Source organism: Parathalassolituus penaei (genome assembly GCF_026626885.1).
Lineage (GTDB): Bacteria > Pseudomonadota > Gammaproteobacteria > Pseudomonadales > Oceanobacteraceae > Oceanobacter > Oceanobacter penaei.
Genome location: NZ_JAPNOA010000020.1, coordinates 34,691 through 54,393 on the forward strand (window position 1 = coordinate 34,691; position 19,703 = coordinate 54,393).

15 protein-coding genes are annotated in these 19,703 nt (G+C 57.5%); 4 read left to right on the plus strand and 11 right to left on the minus strand.

The features are described from left to right. Positions 1–12: 12 nt before the first annotated feature. Together OUO13_RS07075 and OUO13_RS07080 are read right to left on the minus strand one after the other, a co-directional pair. Complete coding sequence (locus OUO13_RS07075; protein ID WP_283173167.1) at positions 13–1,116, minus strand: ABC transporter permease; 1,104 nt, start codon at positions 1,114–1,116, stop codon at positions 13–15. A gap of 74 nt (positions 1,117–1,190) precedes the next feature. Beyond that, entirely contained in the window at positions 1,191–2,213 is a 1,023-nt protein-coding gene (locus OUO13_RS07080; protein WP_283173168.1) for a sugar ABC transporter substrate-binding protein, read from the minus strand. Positions 2,214–2,427: 214 nt separating this feature from the next. On the opposite strand from OUO13_RS07080, the gene OUO13_RS07085 reads away from it, so the two are divergent. After that, positions 2,428–3,399 (plus strand): carbohydrate kinase family protein, encoded by a 972-nt coding sequence (locus OUO13_RS07085; RefSeq protein ID WP_283173169.1) that lies wholly within the window; start codon positions 2,428–2,430, stop codon positions 3,397–3,399. 117 nt (positions 3,400–3,516) lie between these two features. On the opposite strand, the gene OUO13_RS07090 is transcribed toward OUO13_RS07085, so the two are convergent. Then, a complete protein-coding gene (locus OUO13_RS07090) occupies positions 3,517–5,412 on the minus strand; it encodes an ATP-binding cassette domain-containing protein (RefSeq protein WP_283173170.1) in 1,896 nt (631 codons plus the stop codon). Positions 5,413–5,439: 27 nt separating this feature from the next. Between OUO13_RS07090 and OUO13_RS07095 the strand changes: the two genes are divergently transcribed. Both OUO13_RS07095 and OUO13_RS07100 read left to right on the plus strand, forming a co-directional pair. After that, a complete protein-coding gene (locus OUO13_RS07095) occupies positions 5,440–6,045 on the plus strand; it encodes a TIGR02444 family protein (protein WP_283173171.1) in 606 nt (201 codons plus the stop codon). A 405-nt stretch (positions 6,046–6,450) separates the two neighbouring features. Next, positions 6,451–6,933: a DUF4124 domain-containing protein gene (locus OUO13_RS07100; RefSeq protein WP_283173172.1), complete on the plus strand. Its 483-nt coding sequence runs from the start codon at positions 6,451–6,453 to the stop codon at positions 6,931–6,933. Positions 6,934–7,386: 453 nt separating this feature from the next. Here OUO13_RS07100 and OUO13_RS07105 read toward each other — a convergent pair whose 3' ends face one another. From OUO13_RS07105 to OUO13_RS07115, 3 genes are all read right to left on the minus strand, one after another. Then, the gene (locus tag OUO13_RS07105; protein WP_283173173.1) at positions 7,387–8,388 is read right to left on the minus strand and encodes a WD40 repeat domain-containing protein; all 1,002 of its coding nucleotides are present in this window, start codon (positions 8,386–8,388) and stop codon (positions 7,387–7,389) included. Positions 8,389–8,469: 81 nt separating this feature from the next. Further along, on the minus strand, positions 8,470–8,946 hold the full coding sequence (gene rsd, locus OUO13_RS07110; protein ID WP_283173174.1) for a sigma D regulator: 477 nt from the start codon (positions 8,944–8,946) through the stop codon (positions 8,470–8,472). 159 nt (positions 8,947–9,105) lie between these two features. Then, positions 9,106–9,639, minus strand: coding sequence for a disulfide bond formation protein B (locus tag OUO13_RS07115; RefSeq protein ID WP_283173175.1), 534 nt, complete (start codon positions 9,637–9,639; stop codon positions 9,106–9,108). Between the two features lie 144 nt (positions 9,640–9,783). Here OUO13_RS07115 and OUO13_RS07120 point away from each other — a divergent pair, with 144 nt between their 5' ends. Beyond that, positions 9,784–10,215, plus strand: coding sequence for a flagellar basal body-associated FliL family protein (locus tag OUO13_RS07120; protein ID WP_283173176.1), 432 nt, complete (start codon positions 9,784–9,786; stop codon positions 10,213–10,215). Positions 10,216–10,648: 433 nt separating this feature from the next. Here the strand turns inward: OUO13_RS07120 and gshA are convergent, their stop codons facing one another. The 5 genes from gshA to hslO all read right to left on the minus strand — a co-directional run bounded on the left by gshA (position 10,649) and on the right by hslO (position 19,688). Continuing rightward, entirely contained in the window at positions 10,649–12,244 is a 1,596-nt protein-coding gene (gene gshA, locus OUO13_RS07125) for a glutamate--cysteine ligase (protein ID WP_283173177.1), read from the minus strand. A gap of 156 nt (positions 12,245–12,400) precedes the next feature. Further along, entirely contained in the window at positions 12,401–14,734 is a 2,334-nt protein-coding gene (locus tag OUO13_RS07130; protein WP_283173178.1) for a Tex family protein, read from the minus strand. A gap of 560 nt (positions 14,735–15,294) precedes the next feature. Next, positions 15,295–16,806 carry an SPFH domain-containing protein gene (locus OUO13_RS07135; protein WP_283173179.1) on the minus strand — a complete coding sequence of 504 codons (1,512 nt, stop codon included), beginning with the start codon at positions 16,804–16,806 and terminating at the stop codon, positions 15,295–15,297. Positions 16,807–17,017: 211 nt separating this feature from the next. Continuing rightward, entirely contained in the window at positions 17,018–18,556 is a 1,539-nt protein-coding gene (locus tag OUO13_RS07140) for a phosphoenolpyruvate carboxykinase (RefSeq protein ID WP_283173180.1), read from the minus strand. A 277-nt stretch (positions 18,557–18,833) separates the two neighbouring features. Continuing rightward, a complete protein-coding gene (hslO, locus tag OUO13_RS07145; RefSeq protein WP_283173181.1) occupies positions 18,834–19,688 on the minus strand; it encodes an Hsp33 family molecular chaperone HslO in 855 nt (284 codons plus the stop codon). Positions 19,689–19,703 lie beyond the last annotated feature (15 nt).

The window sequence follows — 19,703 nt, forward strand, 5'->3', positions numbered from 1 at the left end:
TCACAGCTCCTGTCAGACCTTGCGGATCCACTGGTCCATGCCCACGGCCACAATAATCAGCAGCCCCACGGTAAATTCCTGCCACAACACGTCGACACCGGCGAGGGCCAGACCGTTGCGGAACACACCGACCACCAGAGCACCAACCAGCGTGCCCCAGATGGCGCCACGGCCACCAAACAGCGAGCAACCACCAATCACTACGGCCGTGATACTGTCGAGGTTGGCGGTCATACCCGCTTGTGGGCTGACGGAGCCGATCCGGCCGATCAGGGCCCAGGCGCCAATGGCACAGATCACACCGGCGACCACATACACAGACAGCAGAACGCGGTTGGTACGAATACCGGCGAGGTTGGCGGCAGCCGGATCATCACCGGTGGCGTATACGTGTTTGCCCCATGGGGTACGGTTGAGGGCGTACCAGACCGCAGCAAACAGCACCAGCATCAGCAGCGAGCCGTAGGTCAGGCGGGCACCAAAAATCTCGACGCTCTGGCCGGTCCACTGCAGCAGTGGTGCGGTATCAGCAATGGCTTTGGAGCGGATGGTTTCACTCTGGGAGTACCAGAGGTTGAGCGCAAAAAAGATGTTCCAGGTACCCAGCGTCACAATAAAGGGTGGCAGACGGAACTGGGTGACCAGCAAACCGTTGATATAACCGGTGACGGCACCGGCCAGCATACCGGCCATCAGTGCCACTACCGGTGGCATACCCACATCCACGGCCATCTTGCCCATGATCACAGAGGTCAGCACCATGATGGCACCCACCGACAAGTCGATACCGGCGGTCAGGATAATCAGGGTCTGGGCGATCCCCAGAATGCCGATAATGGTCACCTGTTGCAGGATCAATGACAGGTTGAACGGATCAAGGAAGCGTTCACCAATCACCAGGCTGAAGCCCAGCAAGGCCAGCAACAGCACAATTGCCGGTGCTGCCACCGGGTTGGCGTGGAAGAAGCGGTGCGCACGTTCCAGCGGTGACAGGTGTTCAACAGTGAAGGAAGCAACCTTGCCGCCTGCGGCATCGGCAACCCGTTCGTGTTCAGCAATGCGGTTATCTACAGCCATGGATACCCCCGCCATGCCAGAGGTTGTGGTAGTGGTCATATCAGACTCCGGTTTGGGTAACCGGTGGCGATGGCCACCGGTGATCAGATATGGCGGTTATCCCGCCTGCAGGCTTAGCCCCAGCAGAGGCCCAGGCCTTCCTTGGAGGTTTTGGACGGAACGCCCGGTACTGGCTTGTCGGTGATCAGATCAACACCGGTGTTAACAAAGTCCAGACCTTCGCTGGCCTGTGGTTTTTTGCCGGTCTTGGCGTATTCCAGAACCGCTTCCACACCTTTGGCCGCCATTTGCAGCGGGAACTGCATGGAAGTGGCACCAATCACGCCGTCACGAACGTTGGACACACCTGGGCAACCACCGTCAACGGATACCACCAGAACGTCCTTGTCTCGGCCAACGGCGCGCAGGGCTTCATAGGCACCGGCGGCGGCCGGTTCGTTGATGGTGTACACCACGTTGATTTTCGGATCGCGCTGCAGCAGGTTTTCCATGGCGCGACGGCCGCCTTCTTCGGCACCCTGGGTCACGTCATGGCCAACAATACGGGCGTCTTTTTCGTCGCCAATACGTTCGGCGTTACCAACATCGACACCAAAACCTTTCAGGAAGCCCTGGTCACGCGCGACGTCGACGGTGATCTGGCTGGCGTTGAGGTCGAGCATGGCAATACGGGCGTCTTTGGCTTTGTCACCCAGCTGGGCGGCTGCCCACTGGCCAATCAGCTCACCGGCCTTGAAGTTGTCGGTGGCGAAGGTGGCATCGGCGGCATCGGCCGGGCTCAGTGGTGTATCAAGGGCAATCACCAGAATGCCGGCTGCACGAGCACGTTCCACCGCAGGCACAATGGCTTCCGGGTCGGATGGGGTAATCAGGATGCCTTTGGCACCGGAGGCAATCAGGTTCTCGATCGCTTGTACCTGGGACTGGTTGTCACCGTCGAACTTGCCGGAAAAGGTACGCAGGTCCATATCCATGGCGTTGGCCATTTCAGTGGCGCCTTCACGCATTTTCACGAAGAACGGGTTGGTGTTGGTTTTGGTGATCAGACCCACTACCGGTTTGTCGGCAGCCTGCACAGCAGAAGTAACAACACAAGCGGAGGCCAGTACGGCCATGGCGAGAGATTTGAGTTTCATATCGGGCTTCTCTGGTGATTATTATTGTGATCAGCCCGAGCATTGGAACCCGCCGGAATTAACCGGATATTTCGCGTTTTTTGTCGTCTGTTAACAATTGCAATAATCCAAACAGCGGCTGACATACGGCCAGCCATTACTGGGTTTATCCTGTCGGGTAGCCTGATGCCAGCGCCCTGGTGTCTCCCTCTGTTTCTTGTGCAGGAAAATAACAATGCTGAGCACAATTGCCTTCGGCGAAGCCCTGATCGACATGTTGTCCAGCCGCGTGGGTGGTACGGACGATACAACCGAATCCTTCACCAAATATGCCGGTGGTGCGCCTGCCAACGTGGCGGTGGCGGTGGCGCGTCTGGGTGGGCGCAGTTTTATGGCCGGTAAAATCGGCGATGACATGTTTGGCCATTTCCTGCGTGACGAATTTCATGCGGCCGGTGTGGACACCCGTTACCTGCTCAGCACCCGTGAAGCCAATACGGCGCTGGCGTTTGTGTCACTGGATGCCAATGGCGAGCGTTCTTTCAGTTTTTACCGCAATCCGTCGGCCGACCTGTTGTTCCGCGCTGATGAATTCCAGCCGCAGTGGTTTGCCGAGCCGGGTATTCTGCATATCTGCTCCAACACTCTGACTACCCCGGAAATCGCGGCGGTGACGCTGGCTGGTGTGCAGATGGCACGTGCGCATGGCTGGCTGGTGAGTTTTGACCTTAACCTGCGCCATAACCTGTGGGCGGCGGGTGCCGCTGAACGTGATCCGGTCTGGCGTCTGGTCGCGGAAGCAACCCTGCTGAAAATGAGCAAGGAAGAACTGGAGTACATGTGTGCCGGTCAGTCGGAGCAGGCGACTCTGCAACGCCTGTTTGATAGTCCAGCGCAGCTGTTGCTGATCACCGATGGTGGCCAGCCACTGCGTATTCTGGTGCGTACCGCGGATGGTTTCCGTGAATCCAGCCTGACTCCGCCTGCGGTCACCATGGTCGACAGCACCGGCGCCGGTGATGCGTTTGTGGGTGGTTTGTTGTTCCAGCTGGCGTCTGCGGATATCAGCGCGGCTGGTCTGGCAGATTTCTGTGCCAACAGCGAACGTCTGCACAACAGCCTGCTGTTTGCTGCCCGTTGTGGTGGTTACGCGGCAGCGCATTATGGTGCCTTTGCGGCGATGCCAACCCTGGCCGATCTGGGTTGAGTTCTGATGGGTCGAAACCGGACGGGCAGAGCCTGACCTCCAGAGCCTGACCTGTAAAAACGCAACAGCCCGGTAAAAACCGGGCTGTTGCTGGCAAGCGAGAGCGGGGGCGGTGACTTATTCCGCGGATTCCAGTTCTTCGCTGATGCTCATCCACTCCATCTCGACTTCTTCCAGCTCACCTTTCAGTTTCGCCTGTTCGGTCAGGAGTTTCTGCAGATCGGCCTTGCGTGCGGCGTCGTAGAGGGCGGTATCACCCAGCTGTTCTTCCACGGTTGCCAGTTGGCTCTGCAGTTTTTCCATGCGTTTTTCAGCTTTTTCGAGCTGCTTGCGCAGAGGTGCCAGACGCTGGCGCTTTTCGGCTTCCAGACGTTTCTGTTCCTTGCGATCCACCGCGGCACCGGAGTTGTTGACGGCGGCACCCGGCATGCTGCTGCCGGATGGGCTCAGTTCAACCCGGGTGGCCAGATACTGGTGGTAATCGTCGAGGTCACCATCAAATTCCTGCACCTTGCCCTGATCCACCAGCCAGTATTCGTCGACCGTGGCTTTCAGCAGGTGGCGATCGTGGCTGACGATCACAATGGCGCCCGGGAAGTTCTGCAGCGCCAGGGTCAGGGCTTCACGCATCTCGATATCGAGGTGGTTGGTTGGTTCGTCGAGGATCAGCAGGTTGGGTTTCATCCAGGCCACACAGGCCAGCGCCAGACGGGCTTTTTCACCACCTGAGAATGGCTCGATGACTTCCAGCGCACGATCCCCGTTAAAACCGAAACCGCCGAGGAAGTTACGGATTTCCTGATCGCTGGCCTGCGGACGCAGACGTTGCAGGATCAGCGCGCCACTGGCGCTGGTGTCGAGACTTTCAAGCTGGTGCTGGGCGAAGTAACCAATGCGCATGTGTTCGCCGTGGGTACGTTGGCCGGTCAGCAGCGGAATGTCCTGACACAGGGTTTTCAGCAAGGTGGATTTACCAGCGCCGTTTGGCCCCAGCAGACCCACCCGGTGACCCGGCACAATCGACAGCTTGATGTTCGGCAGCAGTACCTTGTCGCCGTAACCGAGGCTGGCCTGTTCGAGGCTCAGCAGCGGGCTCGACATCTGCTCGTAACACGGAAATTCAAAGCGGAATGGCGAATCCACATGGGCTGGTGCAATCAGCTCCATGCGTTGCAATTCTTTCAGACGGCTCTGCGCCTGTTTGGCCTTGGAAGCCTTGGCGCGGAAGCGGGCCACAAACTGTTCGATTTCAGAGACACGGGTCTGCTGTTTTTCGTACAGGGTTTGCTGTTGCGCCAGTTTTTCCGCACGGATGCGTTCGTAGGCGCTATAGTTGCCCGGGTAGAGGGTCAGTTGTTGCTGGTACAGGTGCACGATGTGATCGGCCACACCGTCGATAAAATCGCGGTCGTGGGAGATAAACAGCAAGGTGCCCGGATACTGTTTGAGCCAGCCTTCCAGCCACAGGGTCGCTTCAAGATCCAGGTGGTTGGTCGGTTCGTCGAGCAGCAGCAGGTCAGACGGCATCATCAGGGCCTGGGCCAGATTCAGACGAATCCGCCAGCCACCGGAGAAATCCTTGACTGCCCGCTGCATGTCGGCGGTAGCAAAACCGAGGCCGTGTAACAGCTGTTCCGCACGCACCGGAACCTGATAGCCCTGATGCTGGTCCATCTGATCCAGCCAGTGCGTCAGTTCCTGGTCATTACGGGCGTTGGTGATACCGGCTTCGATGGTGCGATACACCTTGTCACCGTCGATGGCGTAATCGAGCGCCGTGCGTTCACTGGCCTCGACTTCCTGAGCCATGTGGGCAATACGCCACTTGGCGGGAATACCGAGTTCTCCACCGTCCAGCGTCAGTTCACCATTAAGCAGGGCAAACAGGGTAGACTTGCCGGCCCCGTTCGGACCGATCAGAGCAATCTTCTGACCGTCGTGAATCCGCAGGCTGGCTTCTTTCAGCAGGGTTTGCGTTCCCCGTTGCAGGGAAACCTGATTTAATTCGATCATTTTTGGCAGCAACAACAGGTAGCAGCAATGGCGGCGCAGTGTGCCACAGAATCACTGGATAACCCACTGTGGCAATTTGCGCAGTCGTTTTACCAGTATCCCGATGTCGAGAACGTCCTGATTGAGTTACAGGATGATCACGGCGCAGATGTATTGTTGCTGTTGGCCGCCCTTTGGTTGGCCAGCGAGTGGCGTCAGTGGCCCAAGCTTGAGCATCAGGACTTTGCCGAATATCTGGCCTGGCGGGAGCACGTGGTGCTGCCGTTGCGTCAGGTGCGTCGTACCTTGCCGGGCAGCAGCCGGCGTGGCCCGGTATCACCGGTAACCGATTTCCGCAGCCGTGTGCAGGGGATTGAACTGGAAGCCGAACAGATGGGCCTCGCCGGTCTGTTTGCGCTGATTGATTACGAAGCACCAGCAGTTGAACCGGTGCAGGACGACGAGGAGCACCGTGCGATTCGGCAGCTGGCACGGCAGAATGTGCAGGACTCCATGAACATCGACGAAGTGCGGGTGTCATCCGGTCAGGTGCGCAGTTCCGTGCACACTCTGCTGCTGGCACTGGATGCCTATATGGCGTCTATCCCCCGTCAGGGACAGTTGTGGCCGGACGAATTTCCCGAGTTACGCTAGGGACACTCTGAATAACTCTGCACAGCTCTGCGCGAGCGCTGCAGCGCGTGTGAGCAAGGCGACGATCGCAGCGAAATGACGAGTCCTTTTCAAGATCGGCAACACCGCTCAAACGCGCTGCAGCCCGCGCCCTTTGGGGCTTTCGGGATGGTGATGACTCGGTGTCGCCGGTTTTTGACGTAGCCCGCTATGCCATCAAACCGGCTTCGTGATTCATCACCATCCCGATAAGTCAGAGCGGGCACCGAGTTATTCAGAGGGTCCCTAGGGGAGAGGTAACCGCGCGGTAAAAGCGCTGGTCGGGAAAGCGTTGTTGAATGGCCACTTATCCATTAGCTTGCAGTTCCAAACGTCAAGAAGTGTTGGCGCTGGATAACAACAACAGGGATAAAAAAGGCGATCAAGATGAAACCCGGAATGATAATTGGCCTGGGTCTGCTGGTTGGTGGTGCGTTGGTACTGCCACGATTTATGAATGGCCCTGACGGTCGTCCACTGTCTGCCACACTCGATGACCTGAAAGAACAGGCCAAACGCGAAGAATCTACCGTGTCGTCGGAGCAAACCCGGCAGACATTCCAGAAATGGCAGGATGCGCAAGGAAACTGGCACTACGGTGACAAGGTGCCGGAAGGTGTCAAAGCCGTTGCGGTGCAGGTTGATACCGCTGCCAACATCGTTCGTAGTGAAAAAATACCGGAGCCAACTGCCGATGCCGGTGCTCCGGCACGCAAGGGTTCTGTTGCCCTGATCGAAGACAGTCGTAACGTCACGCCGCTAACGCCACTGACCAGCCCCGGTACGGTGCTCAACACGGTTGAACAGGCGCAGGCGGTGCAGGAGTTACTGAATCAGCATAACCAGGCGATTCAGCAAAGCGGGCAATAACGCCAAGGCTGATCGGTTAAGGATTCTCCAACGCTGATCGGCATCCGGGCCAGCCCTGTGTTTTGTGCCCATGAGTATGCCGGGCATAAACCTAAGCGTCAGATTCATTCTCTCCGTAATAGCCTCATCATGGATTGCCGACGTTGCCCAGCGCAGCTGGCTGCGCCATGCCCATCTGGGCGAGCCGGGATTCACCGCAACGGCCGACCCGGTCGGGGCATGGATGCCCCGCAAGGCCCGTTGGCACAGGGATGTGCCATCGGGCCGGGGTCGAAAAGCCGTTGTCGGTGAAAACCGGAGACACGAGCCCAGTCGGGCAAAAGCAGGGGGAGGCCCGCCCGGCCGGGGGACAAGGTCCCCCAAGAGGGCATAGGGGCGTGCCAATTAACAAGCCGTGGAGATTGTGCCGCAGCCGATGTGAGGCTCTCGCTGCGAGACTGTATCGAGCGCGTTCTAACGCTTCATGATATGCAGCTGGCCGTTGCTGGTAATGGCCAGCACACCACCATCACGGGCGAAAGCCACGTCTTCCACCTGGGTACGGGTGTTGGCAAACAGCGAGAAACCCTTGCTGTACCACTCTTCCTGCAAGGCCCCGGAATTGCTCGTCCACAGCTGTACCTGGCCGGAGCTGGAGCCGGTTAATAACTGGTCGCCGTTGTCGGAAAAACGGGCGGCGGTGTAATAGCCTCGCAACGCTGGCAGCTCGGCGACTACCCGCCCGGAACTGGCTTCCATGATGCGCCCTGGTTTGCCCAGCGCTGATGCAAAGATCAGACGGCCGTCACTGGTCATGGCGACGGTGCGCACCGGGTTATCTTGCTGCACCTTGATCAGTGGTTCGGTCTGACCGGATTTCCACACCTGCACCAGACCATCGGCACAGCCGGTGACCAGTTGCAGGGCATCCCGACTCATGGCAACGCTGTAAACGATATCGGAGTGAGGGTAGCGGGCGCGGATGCCGCCGTTCTGGATATCAAACAGGGTGGCGCTGTTGTCTTCGAGGCCGAGCATGGCATAACGGCCATCACTGGTGAGTTGCATGCTTTCAATCACGCCCGGTGCGGTCCAGAAGCCTTTGGCTTCGCCGGAGTTCATATCCCACAAGACGATGGTGCGGTTATCGTTGCTGGCGGCATAACGGCCATCCGCCGAAAACGCGGCACCAATAATACCGGTGGTGCCATCGGACTGATGGTTCCAGTCGAAGTGACGGTTAACCGGGCTGGTGCTCCAGAGATTGCCGCCGTGGTAATAACTGCCAATCAGCAGCCATTGGCCGTCCTGACTGAAATGGCCGGAATAAATGGCCTGTCGTGCAACTTCAACACTCTGACTGGGAGCTTTGCCGGTGGGCAAACAGGCGCTGGTGGCCAGTGTGGCCAAAACAACCAGCAGCAGGCGCACGAATGGCCGGCTTGGGTGTGTGGCAGAACGCGGGGGGATTGTCATGGGCGTGTCCTGGGTATCCATTACCGGTGGCAGGGTCGTTGGACCCTGTTACCAGTGTAGACGCCAGAACCGGGGCTGTTTTCAGTCGGTGACGGTTTCGCGGTGAATGGTGTGCAAACGTTCGATCAACTGGTCTTCCAGCTGGAAACGTTCTTCCAGGATTTCACCCAGCAGTGACAGGTCGGCTGGCAGTTTGCCCAGTTGTTCGAGAGTGCAGCTGCCATCATAACGGTCGTTAAAATCGACACATTTACCGGTCAGGGCATCCAGTTTTGGCACCACGGCAGAGGCGTATTCAACACCGCCGTCGTCAAATTCGCGGGCTTCGGCGACCAGTTGTTCATAGATTTCGAAGTGGCCAGCGGAGCAGTAGTCCATCATGACCTGACAGAAACCTTGCAGCTGTTCAGCCAGCGGTGCAGCGTCAGGATCGAGTGGACGGGAAGCAGTGAGATTGCAGAACTGCACGATCAGCTGCTGACGTTCATTGAGCCAGCCGTCGATCATTTTATGTACACCACCCCAACGTTCTTTTGCGGAATTACATTTTTCCAACATGGCAAAGTCCTCAGTCCGGCGGCGGGTTCATGCCCGTCTTTCTCGTTTGTGGCTTCACTATAGGCGGGTTGAAAACATCGAGGCAAGCAGCTTTTTTGCGGTTTTTTTCTTGCAAACACGGGCTTTTCTGCTTGTTGTCGCAGAAAAGCCCGGCGTCGATCAGTTCAGCTGGTTGCGGCGTTCGCCACGGCTCCAGGTGTAGATCAGGGAGATCAGACCCGCGATGGTGAAGCAGGCAAAGAAGATACGGGTCCATTCCGGCATGCTCATGCCCCAGAACATCCAGTTCACTTCGGCACAGTTACCGTCACCGTGCAGCATGATGGATATCAGCTCGTTCAGTGGCAGGGTCTCGATCAGGTATTCGAAACTCGGACCACAGGCCGGTACTTCGTCCGGTGGCAGGTGCTGGATCCAGATGTGATGGTCAGCCACAAAATAACCAAAGATGGCGGACGCCGTGACCAGTGCCAGTGCTAAACGTGAACCCCAGCGGTATTCAGCACAGACAAACGCCAGCAGGCAGCTGAGGCCAATCAGCAGGGTTGCCAGACGTTGCACCATACAGAGCGGGCATGGGTCGAGGTACATCACGATTTCAAAATAATAGGCAGCACCCAAAAGGGCTGCGCAAATCAGAAAACCGGCCAGATAGCCGTATCTCAGCAGGGGTGGAGTCAGGGCCTGGCTCATGCAAGGTACCTTGTGGTTTAGGGTGAATAAGTCGTTGGTGTATCGCAGTCTATCACAGCTCAGAAGGGCATTTTCTGATCTAGACTGAGGAGTCAGGGTGCCGATTGCACCTTGTCAGGCTCAATAGTCAACGGAGATGCCCGAATGTTCCGTGCCATGATGATTATGTTGCTGGCAACACTGGCCAGCACCGGAATACTGTCACCGATTGCGTATGCAGAAGATCCTCCGCCAGAAGATGCGGCGGCGTTGCCTGCCACCCAATACATCTATTTTGAACCGGCGTTTGTGGTGAACTTCGGCAGCACCGGGCGGATGCGTTATATCCGCACCGAACTGGCACTCAAGGTGACGTCGACCACTGCGGCTGGCAAGGTCAGTCAGCACAAGCCTTATATCCGCCACACTCTGGTGATGTTCCTGAGCAAACAGGAGCCGGAAACCATGAATTCCACTCAGGGGCGCGAGAATTTGCGCCGTGAAGCGTTGGAGGAAGTACGCCGCACCATGAACAAACTTGAAGGTTCACCCATGGTGGATGATCTGTATTTTAATACCTTTGTGGTGCAGAACTGATAGCGGCTCGTGGCGGTTATCGTCACGGCCTGAATATAGAAAAGCGCCTGATGCGCGAGTGCTGCTCAGTTAGGCACCATTCGGCATTCTTACGATCGGCACGGCTTGTTAATTGGCACAGCCGTATGCCCTCTTGGGGGACCTTGTCCCCCAAGAGGGCGGGCCTCCCCTGCTTTTGCCCGACTGGGCTCGTTTTCCCGGTATTCCCCGACAACGGCTTTTCGACCCCGGCCCGATGGCACATCCCTGTGCCAACGGGCCTTGCGGGGCATCCATGCCCCGGCCGGGTCGGCCGTTGCGGTGAATCCCGGCTCGCCCAGATGGGCATGCTGCAGCCAGCTGCGCTGGGCAACTTCGGCAGGATAGAAAAACACCGGATTGGCCCTGATCCGGCGGGGGGTTTGTGAGTGAGCGTCGGTAACCACTGCGACGATCAGTCGCGCTTCAGATACTCGGCCAGATAGTCGGCAAAACTGCCGTGGCTGTTGGCTTCCATCATCGCTTGCTGCTCCAGTGACTGACGTGCCAGCTCGGTCCAGCGTTCCATAACGGCCGCTCCCAGCGGCTCGGACAGGGTCTTGCGATGAGTCTGCGCCTGTTGCAGGGTCAGTTCACTGAATTCCAGCTGGCCTTCGGTAAGGGCTCTCAGAACCTGTGCTGACGGTGTACGGCTGCTGTCGGCCAGTTTCAGGCGCTGCTGGCCGAGGCTGTCGCGGTGGAAGCTTGAGTGGTTGGCGCGGTCCAGCATACCGGCGAGGTCGTCCATTTCCGCCAGCAGTGCCATACCCCAATCCTGCAGGGTGCGGCTGCGTTCACCATCGTGCAATTCCAGACCTGGTTCACGACCACGCATCACGGTGGCCTTGAGGTTGGCTTGCAGGCGGTCGAATTCATCGTTCTCAATGTTGGCGCTTGGTTTCAGCAAGCAGTAACAGAGGAACAGGTCCATAAACGCGGTTTGCGGAACATCGATACCCACCGGCAGGAACGGATTGATGTCGGTGCAACGCACTTCAATGTATTCCACGCCGTAACGGCCAAGCGCTTCCAGCGGTTTTTCACCATGACGGGCGATACGCTTCGGACGGATGTCGCTGTAATACTCGTTTTCGATTTGCAGCAGGCTGGTATTCAGCTGTTTGTACTGGCCGTTTTCGTCCTGCACACCAATGGCTTCATAGGCCGGAATGGAGCCACGCACCGCCTGACCCAGGGTTTCTACATAGTTGGCGACGCTGTTGTGGCATACCTTGAGGCCGGATTGGGCATTGTTCTGGTAACCGAGGTCACTCATACGCAGTGACGTGGCGAATGGGCTGAACAGTGTGTCCTTGTTGAGGGTCTGGAGCTGGTGTGGACGACCTTCGAGGAAACTTGAACAGACCGCTGGTGAGGCACCAAACAGGTAGATCAGCAGCCAGGAATAACGGCGGAAGTTACGGATCAGACCAAAATAACGGTCGGAGATAAAATCCTGCAGCGATTGTGTCTGCTGTGGGTCCAGCTGCTGTTGCAACACTGGCCACAGGGCAGACGGAATCGAGAAGTTGTAGTGAATACCGGCAATACACTGCATAACGCGGCCATAACGATGCCACAGGCCATGACGGTAGATATGCTTGAGCTGGCCCAGATGGGAGCTGCCGTAATCAGCGATTGGCACACTCATCTCACCTTGCAGGATACAAGGCATGGAGGCTGGCCAGATCAGTTCTTCGGGCATCTGACTGTAGGCAAAACGATGTGCCACATCCAGCCAGGCTACGGCTTCCTGACCGCTGCTGAATACCGGGGTAATAAATTCCAGCAGGGCTTCTGAATAATCGGTGGTGATGCCCGGATGAGTCAGGGCGGAACCCAGACCATGAGGGTGAGCGGTCTGACTGATCACTCCCTGCGGCGTGCAACGCAAGGCTTCCTTTTCGATACCACGCTGCAGATTGGCCAGCAGCGGCAGGTTATCTGCCTGGCCCAGCAGGGCAAGCAGGTCGGCGTAGGAAGGAGCAGCGGAGGAGGAATGTATGGCCAAGATCGTCTCGATTCAGGTCTGCTGATAAGAGAAGGGCACTGTTCAAGTGCCCGGATTGCCGGATTATAGGTGAAAGTTTTCATCCGGCGTAAGAGTCCCCGACTGCTGGAGTCGGGTTTCTGGTCGGTAAAAGATTGTTGCAGAAAAGCAGAGATTTCAGCGCTTGTTGGCCTTGGCAAAGGCGGCTGCCAGTGCTCCGGCCATGGCGTTGTTGCCCGGTGCCTTCTGCTCGGAGTAGCGTTCTGCCTGCTTTTTCGGCGCACGTTGCGGGCGTTCACCGGCGACCGATTCCTGCGCCTTGCTGTTGGCGTCGTCGCTCATCCGCATCGACAGACCGATACGTTTGCGCGCTACATCCACTTCCATCACCTTGACCTTGACGATGTCACCGGCTTTGACGACGTCACGCGGGTCTTTGACGAACGACTCCGACAGTGCCGAGATATGCACCAGACCATCCTGGTGTACCCCGATGTCAACAAACGCCCCGAAGGCGGCCACGTTGGTGATCACACCTTCCAGCACCATGTTCGGCTTGAGGTCGGAGATGCTTTCCACCCCTTCCTGGAACTCGGCAAAACGGAATTCCGGACGCGGGTCACGGCCCGGTTTTTCCAGTTCGCTGAGGATATCCTTGAGGGTGATAATACCGGCCTGGGCACTGGTGAACTGCTCGGCGTTGACCGATTTCAGGAACTGGCCATCACCAATCAGACTGCGCACATCGCGGCGGTAGTGACGGGCGATGTTCTCTACCAGCGGGTAGGATTCCGGGTGCACGGCAGACGCATCCAGCGGATTGTCGCCATTCATTATACGCAGGAAACCGGCCGCCAGTTCGTAGGTTTTGGCGCCCAGGCGTGGTACTTGCAGCAGGTCCTTGCGGGTGCGGAAGGCTCCGTTGGTATCACGGAAGGCCACAATGTTACCGGCCAGAGTGCTGTTGAGGCCGGAAATACGGCTCAGCAGTGGCACCGATGCGGTGTTCAGATCCACACCCACCGAGTTCACACAGTCTTCCACCACGGCATCGAGAGAACGCGCCAGTTGGCTCTGGTTGACGTCGTGCTGGTATTGGCCAACACCGATGGATTTCGGTTCGATTTTTACCAGTTCGGCCAGCGGGTCTTGCAGGCGGCGGGCAATCGACACAGCACCACGAATGGTAACATCGAGATCCGGGAATTCTTTTGCTGCCAGCTCTGACGCCGAGTACACCGAAGCACCGGCTTCGTTAACCATGATCTTCTGAACCTTGCCGCCACCGGCGTTCACTTTTTTCAGCATTTCTGCAGCGAACTTGTCGGTTTCGCGGGAGCCGGTGCCGTTACCAATGGCAATCAGCTCAACGCCATGACGGGCGATCATCGCCATCAGGACGGCTTCGGATTCGGCAAAACGGTTCTGCGGCGGGGTGCAATAGACGGTGCTGTAATCCACCACTTTGCCGGTACGATCAACTACCGCCACCTTCACACCGGTACGCAGACCCGGGTCGAGACCCATGGTGACACGTGCACCGGCTGGTGCTGCCAGCAGCAGGTCTTTAAGGTTATCGGCAAAGACCTTGATGGCACCTTCTTCAGACTGTTCGCGCAGTTCGCTGACCAGTTCGGTTTCGAGGTGGGTCAGCAGTTTGATGCGCCAGGTCCACTTCACCACTTCGTTCAACCAGCGGTCGGCGCTGCGGCCACGGTTTTCGATCCCGACGTGGCTGGCAATCATTGCTTCACACGGACTGGCGGCGAGTTTGTCGTCGGCATTGCCGGTGACCAGCGAGAATGACAACACACCTTCGTTGCGGCCACGCAGAATCGCCAGCGCACGGTGACCCGGCACGGTTTTCAGGGCTTCGTCGTGTTCAAAATAGTCGGCGAACTTGGCGCCTTCGGTTTCCTTGCCTGGCACCACACGCACCGACAGGGTCGATTCCTGTTTCAGGAACTGACGCAGTTTGGCCAGCAGGTTGGCGTCTTCGGCGAAACGTTCCATCAGGATGTATTTGGCGCCATCCAGCGCAGCCTTGCTGTCTTCAACGCCCTTATCGGCACTGATAAAGGCCGCCGCTTCTGCTTCCGGGTCCAGTGACGGGTTGCCAAACAGGGCGTCGGCCAGTGGTTCCAGACCGGCTTCAATGGCGATCTGGCCTTTGGTGCGGCGCTTTGGTTTGTACGGCAGGTAAAGGTCTTCGAGGCGGGTCTTGTTATCGGCCAGCAGGATTTCGCGCTTCAGTTCAGCGCTGAGTTTGCCCTGTTCTTCGATGCTCTTGAGGATCGAGGCACGACGGTCTTCCATCTCACGCAGGTAGCGCAGACGTTCGTCCAGAGTACGCAGCTGGGTGTCGTCCAGAGAACCGGTCACTTCCTTACGGTAGCGGGCGATAAACGGAACGGTGGCGCCTTCATCCAGCAGCGCAACGGCCGCAGCAACCTGTTGCGGGCGAATGTTGAGTTCCTGGGCAAGGCGTTGGCCAATGGCTTCGAGCAGCATAAAAAGTCCATCTGTGATCGGTCGACAGGCTTTGGAGTATAACGGAAAGGTAGAGGGTGGGCAGGAACAATGGCCGGGAATTGGAAATCGGGCTGGCGCTGGGTAAAGCCCAGGCTGCTTGCCCTGCCTGGTCGGGCCTCTGTGTTAATCCCGGCTCGCCCGGATGGGCCTTAGGCAGCCAGCTGCGCTGGGTAAAGCTGGCGTCAGGCTCCAGTCTGGTTGCCCTCTTGGGGGACCTTGTCCCCCGGCCGGGCAGGCCTCCCCCTGCTTAGCCCTGCTGGGCTCGTTTTTCCGGTTTTCACCGACAACGGCGTTTCGACCCCGCTCAGATGGCACATCCCTGTGCCAACTGAGCTAGCGGAGCATCCATGCCCCGGCCGGGTCGGCCGTTGCGGTGAATCCCGGCTCGCCCAGATGGGCATTCTGCGGCCAGCTGCGCTGGGTGAAATCGTTGTTGATGGATACTGTTCTCCCGACGCCCGACGCCCGACGCCCGACGCCCGACGCCCGACGCCCGACGCCCGACGCCCGATCCGAACGCGGCCCGCCCCGACTGCCGATTATTTTCCGGCTTCGGTAATTTCGCGGCTGTAACTCAGGCGTTTGGCGGCGTCGAGTGTGAGGATTTGCATAAAGGCTTTGACCTCGGAGTCGGAGCCGACCGGGGCGCCGCCGTCGCTGCCGCCAAATACGGTGGTTGGGACTTTGCGTTGGGCGAAGGCGTCAGCCCAGGTTTTCTGGATGTCGATTTCAGCCTGCAGTTTCTGGGCGAGGGCGTTGTCGGCTTCCAGAATCACTTTTTTCTGGTAAGCCTCGGCATCGGCCAGAGTGCGTTGGGTTTCGGCTTCAATTCGGGCTTTTTCCAGTTCGATCTGGGCGGTTTCCTTGGCAATTTCGGCTTGTTCACGCAGTTTTTCGGCGTTGGTCAGGGCCAGCTGTTTTTCAGTCTCGGCTTCGGTGGTGCGCTGGATTTGTTCAACCTTGGCCTGAGCCTGACGTTCCGCCACTTCACGTTCACCCTTGGCGATCGCCAACAGACGTTGTTCTTCTTCCTGAATCCGCTGTTCACGGGCGATGGCGCGGTCGGCGGAGGCTTTCTGTTTCAGCTGCATACGCTCGACAAACTTGTTGTTCGGACGCATGTCGGTGACGCGGGCATCCACCACGGTGATGCCGAAGTTGGTGAATTTCTGGGTTTTACGCATTGGCAGGCCGTTTTCATCCAGTACCTTGTTCACCACAAACATGAGTTTGGTTTCGTCGCCGTATTCCTGCTGCTGTTCACCGAGGGTGGCGTTGGCGGTGGATTTGGCACGACGGCCAGTGGACTGGGCGACTTCTTCACGACGGACGATGTAGGTGCCGTTGCCCATCTGTTTTTCGAACTCGGTGTTGAATTCGGAACGGCTGCCGGAGTAGTACTCTTCGGCGCTCATCAGGGATGCGGTGGCCTGCAGGGTTTCCTTGAAGGCTGGAATCAACGCGGTGCGTAACATGTTTTCCGGTGAGCGATATTCGTGCGCCAGCTTCAGGAAGTTTTCGGTATCTTCCGGAATGCTGAAACGTACAGTGGCTTCGGCGTTGGCGTCTACCTGGTCGAGGAACATGATGTTCAGCGGTGGCAGGGTGGCACTGGCGTCGTGCTGGTCGGTTTCGGCATCCATACTTTCCTGTGGTTTGCCGCTGACGGCCTGAACAGTCAGGGCACGTTTCCAGGCGTTGTAACGGCCAAACAGGTAAAGGTTGTAACCCACATCCGATACGACTTTTTCTTCACCGGTAATGGTGCGGACATGGTAGATGTAGCCGGGTTCGGCGTAGAAAAACATCTGGTTAAAACCGCCCACCATAAAGGCCAGCACGGCAGCACTGAGCAGGCCAGGAATCAGCTGGGCTGGCAGGCCGGAACCCAGTTGTTCCAGCTCGGCGTGTAACAGATCGCTGTTGCCCTGTTTGGCGGCGATGTCATGTTCTATTCGTTGTTTGCGTACCCGCAGCTGGTTGCGTTTGAAGGCCACAACGGCGGTGAGTACCAGACAGAGGATGGCAATCAGAAATCCCCAAAACACCATGATTATTCCCTTTCTGTATCGTTTTCAGGATTCTAAGGGTTTGTGCTGGGGACGTATGTGACAGGGTTGAATTAACAGACCAGTGGCAGAATTTGCGGTGTAGAAAATACAGAGCACTTGTTAGAGGAGCATGCTGGCAGCGCCTGGCCCATATCACGGGCATAAAAAAACCGCGGGCAAGCCGCGGTTTTTCAGCAGGTCAGCGTGGGAATTAACCCAGCTGTGGACCGGCTTTGACGATCGCGTCGGATACGTCGTACTTCTTGAAGTTCTCAACGAACTGGGTAGCCAGCTGACGAGCTGCTGCATCGTAAGCTTCTGGGCTGGCCCAGGTGTTACGTGGGTTCAGCAGTTTGCTGTCGACGCCTTCCAGAGTCTTCGGAACCAGCAGATTGAATACTGGAACCACTTCGGTTTCGACGCCGCGCAGTTTGCCAGTCTGGATGGCGCTGATCACAGCACGGGTAACCGGGATGCTGAAACGCTCACCGCCGCCACCGTTAGGACCGCCGGTCCAGCCAGTGTTTACCAGGTAAACCTGGGAGTCGAACTCTTTCACACGCTTGATCAGCAGTTCGGCGTATTCGCCCGCTGGACGTGGGAAGAATGGAGCACCGAAGCAGGTAGAGAAGGTAGATTTCAGACCTTTCACGCCGCCCATTTCAGTCGAACCAACCAGAGCGGTGTAACCACTCAGGAAGTGGTAAGCAGCCTGTTCGTGGGTCAGAACGGATACTGGTGGCAGTACGCCGGTCATGTCACAGGTCAGGAAGATAACGGCTTTTGGTTCACCAGCCATGTTCTCTTCAACACGCTTGGCCACGTGGGACAGCGGGTAAGCACAACGGGTGTTTTCAGTCAGGGATACGTCTTTGTAGTCAGCAACGCGGGTAACCGGGTCGATAACAACGTTTTCAACGATGGCGCCAAAACGAATGGCATCCCAGATGATTGGTTCGTTCTTCTTGGACAGATCGATGGTTTTGGCGTAGCAGCCACCTTCGATGTTGAATACAGTGCCCTTGCCCCAACCGTGTTCGTCGTCACCAATCAGGTAACGCTCAGGGTCAGCAGACAGGGTGGTCTTGCCGGTACCGGACAGACCGAAGAACAGGCATACATCACCGTCTTCGCCAACGTTGGCGGAGCAGTGCATCGGCAGAACGTCTTTTTCTGGCAGCAGGAAGTTCTGAACGCCGAACATGGCTTTCTTCATTTCACCGGCGTAACGCATACCAGCCAGCAGAACCTTGCGCTGGGCGAAGTTCAGGATAACGGTGCCGTCAGTACGGGTGCCATCGCGCTCAGGAACACATTCGAAACCTGGAACGTTGAGGATGGTCCATTCTTCTTTATCTGACGGGTTGTAGCTTTCTGGCAGGATGAACAGGTTGCGACCGAACAGGTTCTGCCATGCCGTCTGGGTAACCATTTTGACTGGCAGGTAGTGTTGTGGGTCAGAGCCTACGTGAACATGAGACACGAAGCTGTCATGCTGCGCCAGGTATTCTTCAACGCGGTCCCACAGGGCATCAAATTTGTCCGCATCGAACGGGCGGTTGATATTGCCCCAATCGATTGCATCCTTGCTGCTTGGCTCTTCAACGATGAAACGGTCCATCGGAGAGCGGCCAGTACGGGCGCCGGTTTCGACTACCAGGGCGCCATTGTCCTGGAGTTTGCCTTCGCCACGCGCGATGGCCTGTTCTACCAGAAATGGCGTAGATAAATCCGTGTATACAGTGGTCATATGGATACCCCGGGAGGGTCCTCGCTGTTGCGGTTGGCCGGTCGGCCATTACCTGTTTTTTTTCGTACAACCGTCCGGTGCTTCAGACGTTCTCATAACAATGAGGGGCGCGATTATGCCAGAAAAACAATGTTGCGCTAAGCCCCCCAAATGCGGATCGGTCAATAACTGACCGATACCAGCCTGTTTTGCCACGATTTTTACATTTGTTCGCTACTGATAAAGCGGACAAATCCAGATCAATGGCTGGCCAGAATGCCTGATTTCATGCGCTTTTTCAGTGCAAATTGCGCTCTGGAAACAGCCCGTCCACGTCAGCCTGGCTGAATTCGTAGTGTTGCTGACAGAAGTCGCAGGTAATGCTGATCGGGGCGCTTTCGGCCAGCATGCTGGCCAGTTCGGCATAGCCCAGCTGATGCAGGGCGTCGGCCAGACGCGGGCGTGAGCAGGTGCACTTGAAGCACAGGGCTGCTGCCGGGTGCAGACGCAATACTTCTTCGTGATAGAGGCGATGCAGCAATTCTTCGGTTTCCAGTTCCAGCAGTTCGGCTGGACGTACGGTGGAAGCCAGGTGGCTGATGCGATCCCAGGCGTCGACGTCCGCTTCGGTCTGTTGTGATGGCAGTTTCTGCAACATCAGGCCGGCAGCAGAGTCGGCGTTGGCGCTCAGCCAGAAACGGGTTGGCAGCTGTTCCGACTGGGTGAAATAGTCTTCCAGTGCGGCGGCAACGTTACCGGCGTTGATGGAGATAATGCCCTGATAACGCTGGCCCTGTTCCGGCTCAATGGTCATCACCAGATGGCCGTCTTCAAACACAAGTTCACTTTCTGGCTGATCAACGTCGTAACGGGCGATAGCACGCAGCTCACCCTGATCGCTGGTTTCGGCCTGCAGCAGGGAGATATTGCCCGGCAGACGGATTTGCAGGGTCAGGCGGCCTTTGAATTTGAGGCTGGCACTCATCAGGGCAGTGGCGGCCATCAGTTCACCCAGTACCTTGCTGATATGCGCCGGGTACTGGTGGCGCTTGAGTACTTCGCGGAAGCTCTCATTGATATGGGCAATTTCTCCACGAATCGGGGTGTCGTCGAAAGAGAAACGTTGCAGCTGGTCGGCACTGCTGAGTGACATGGCAATTACCTGTGG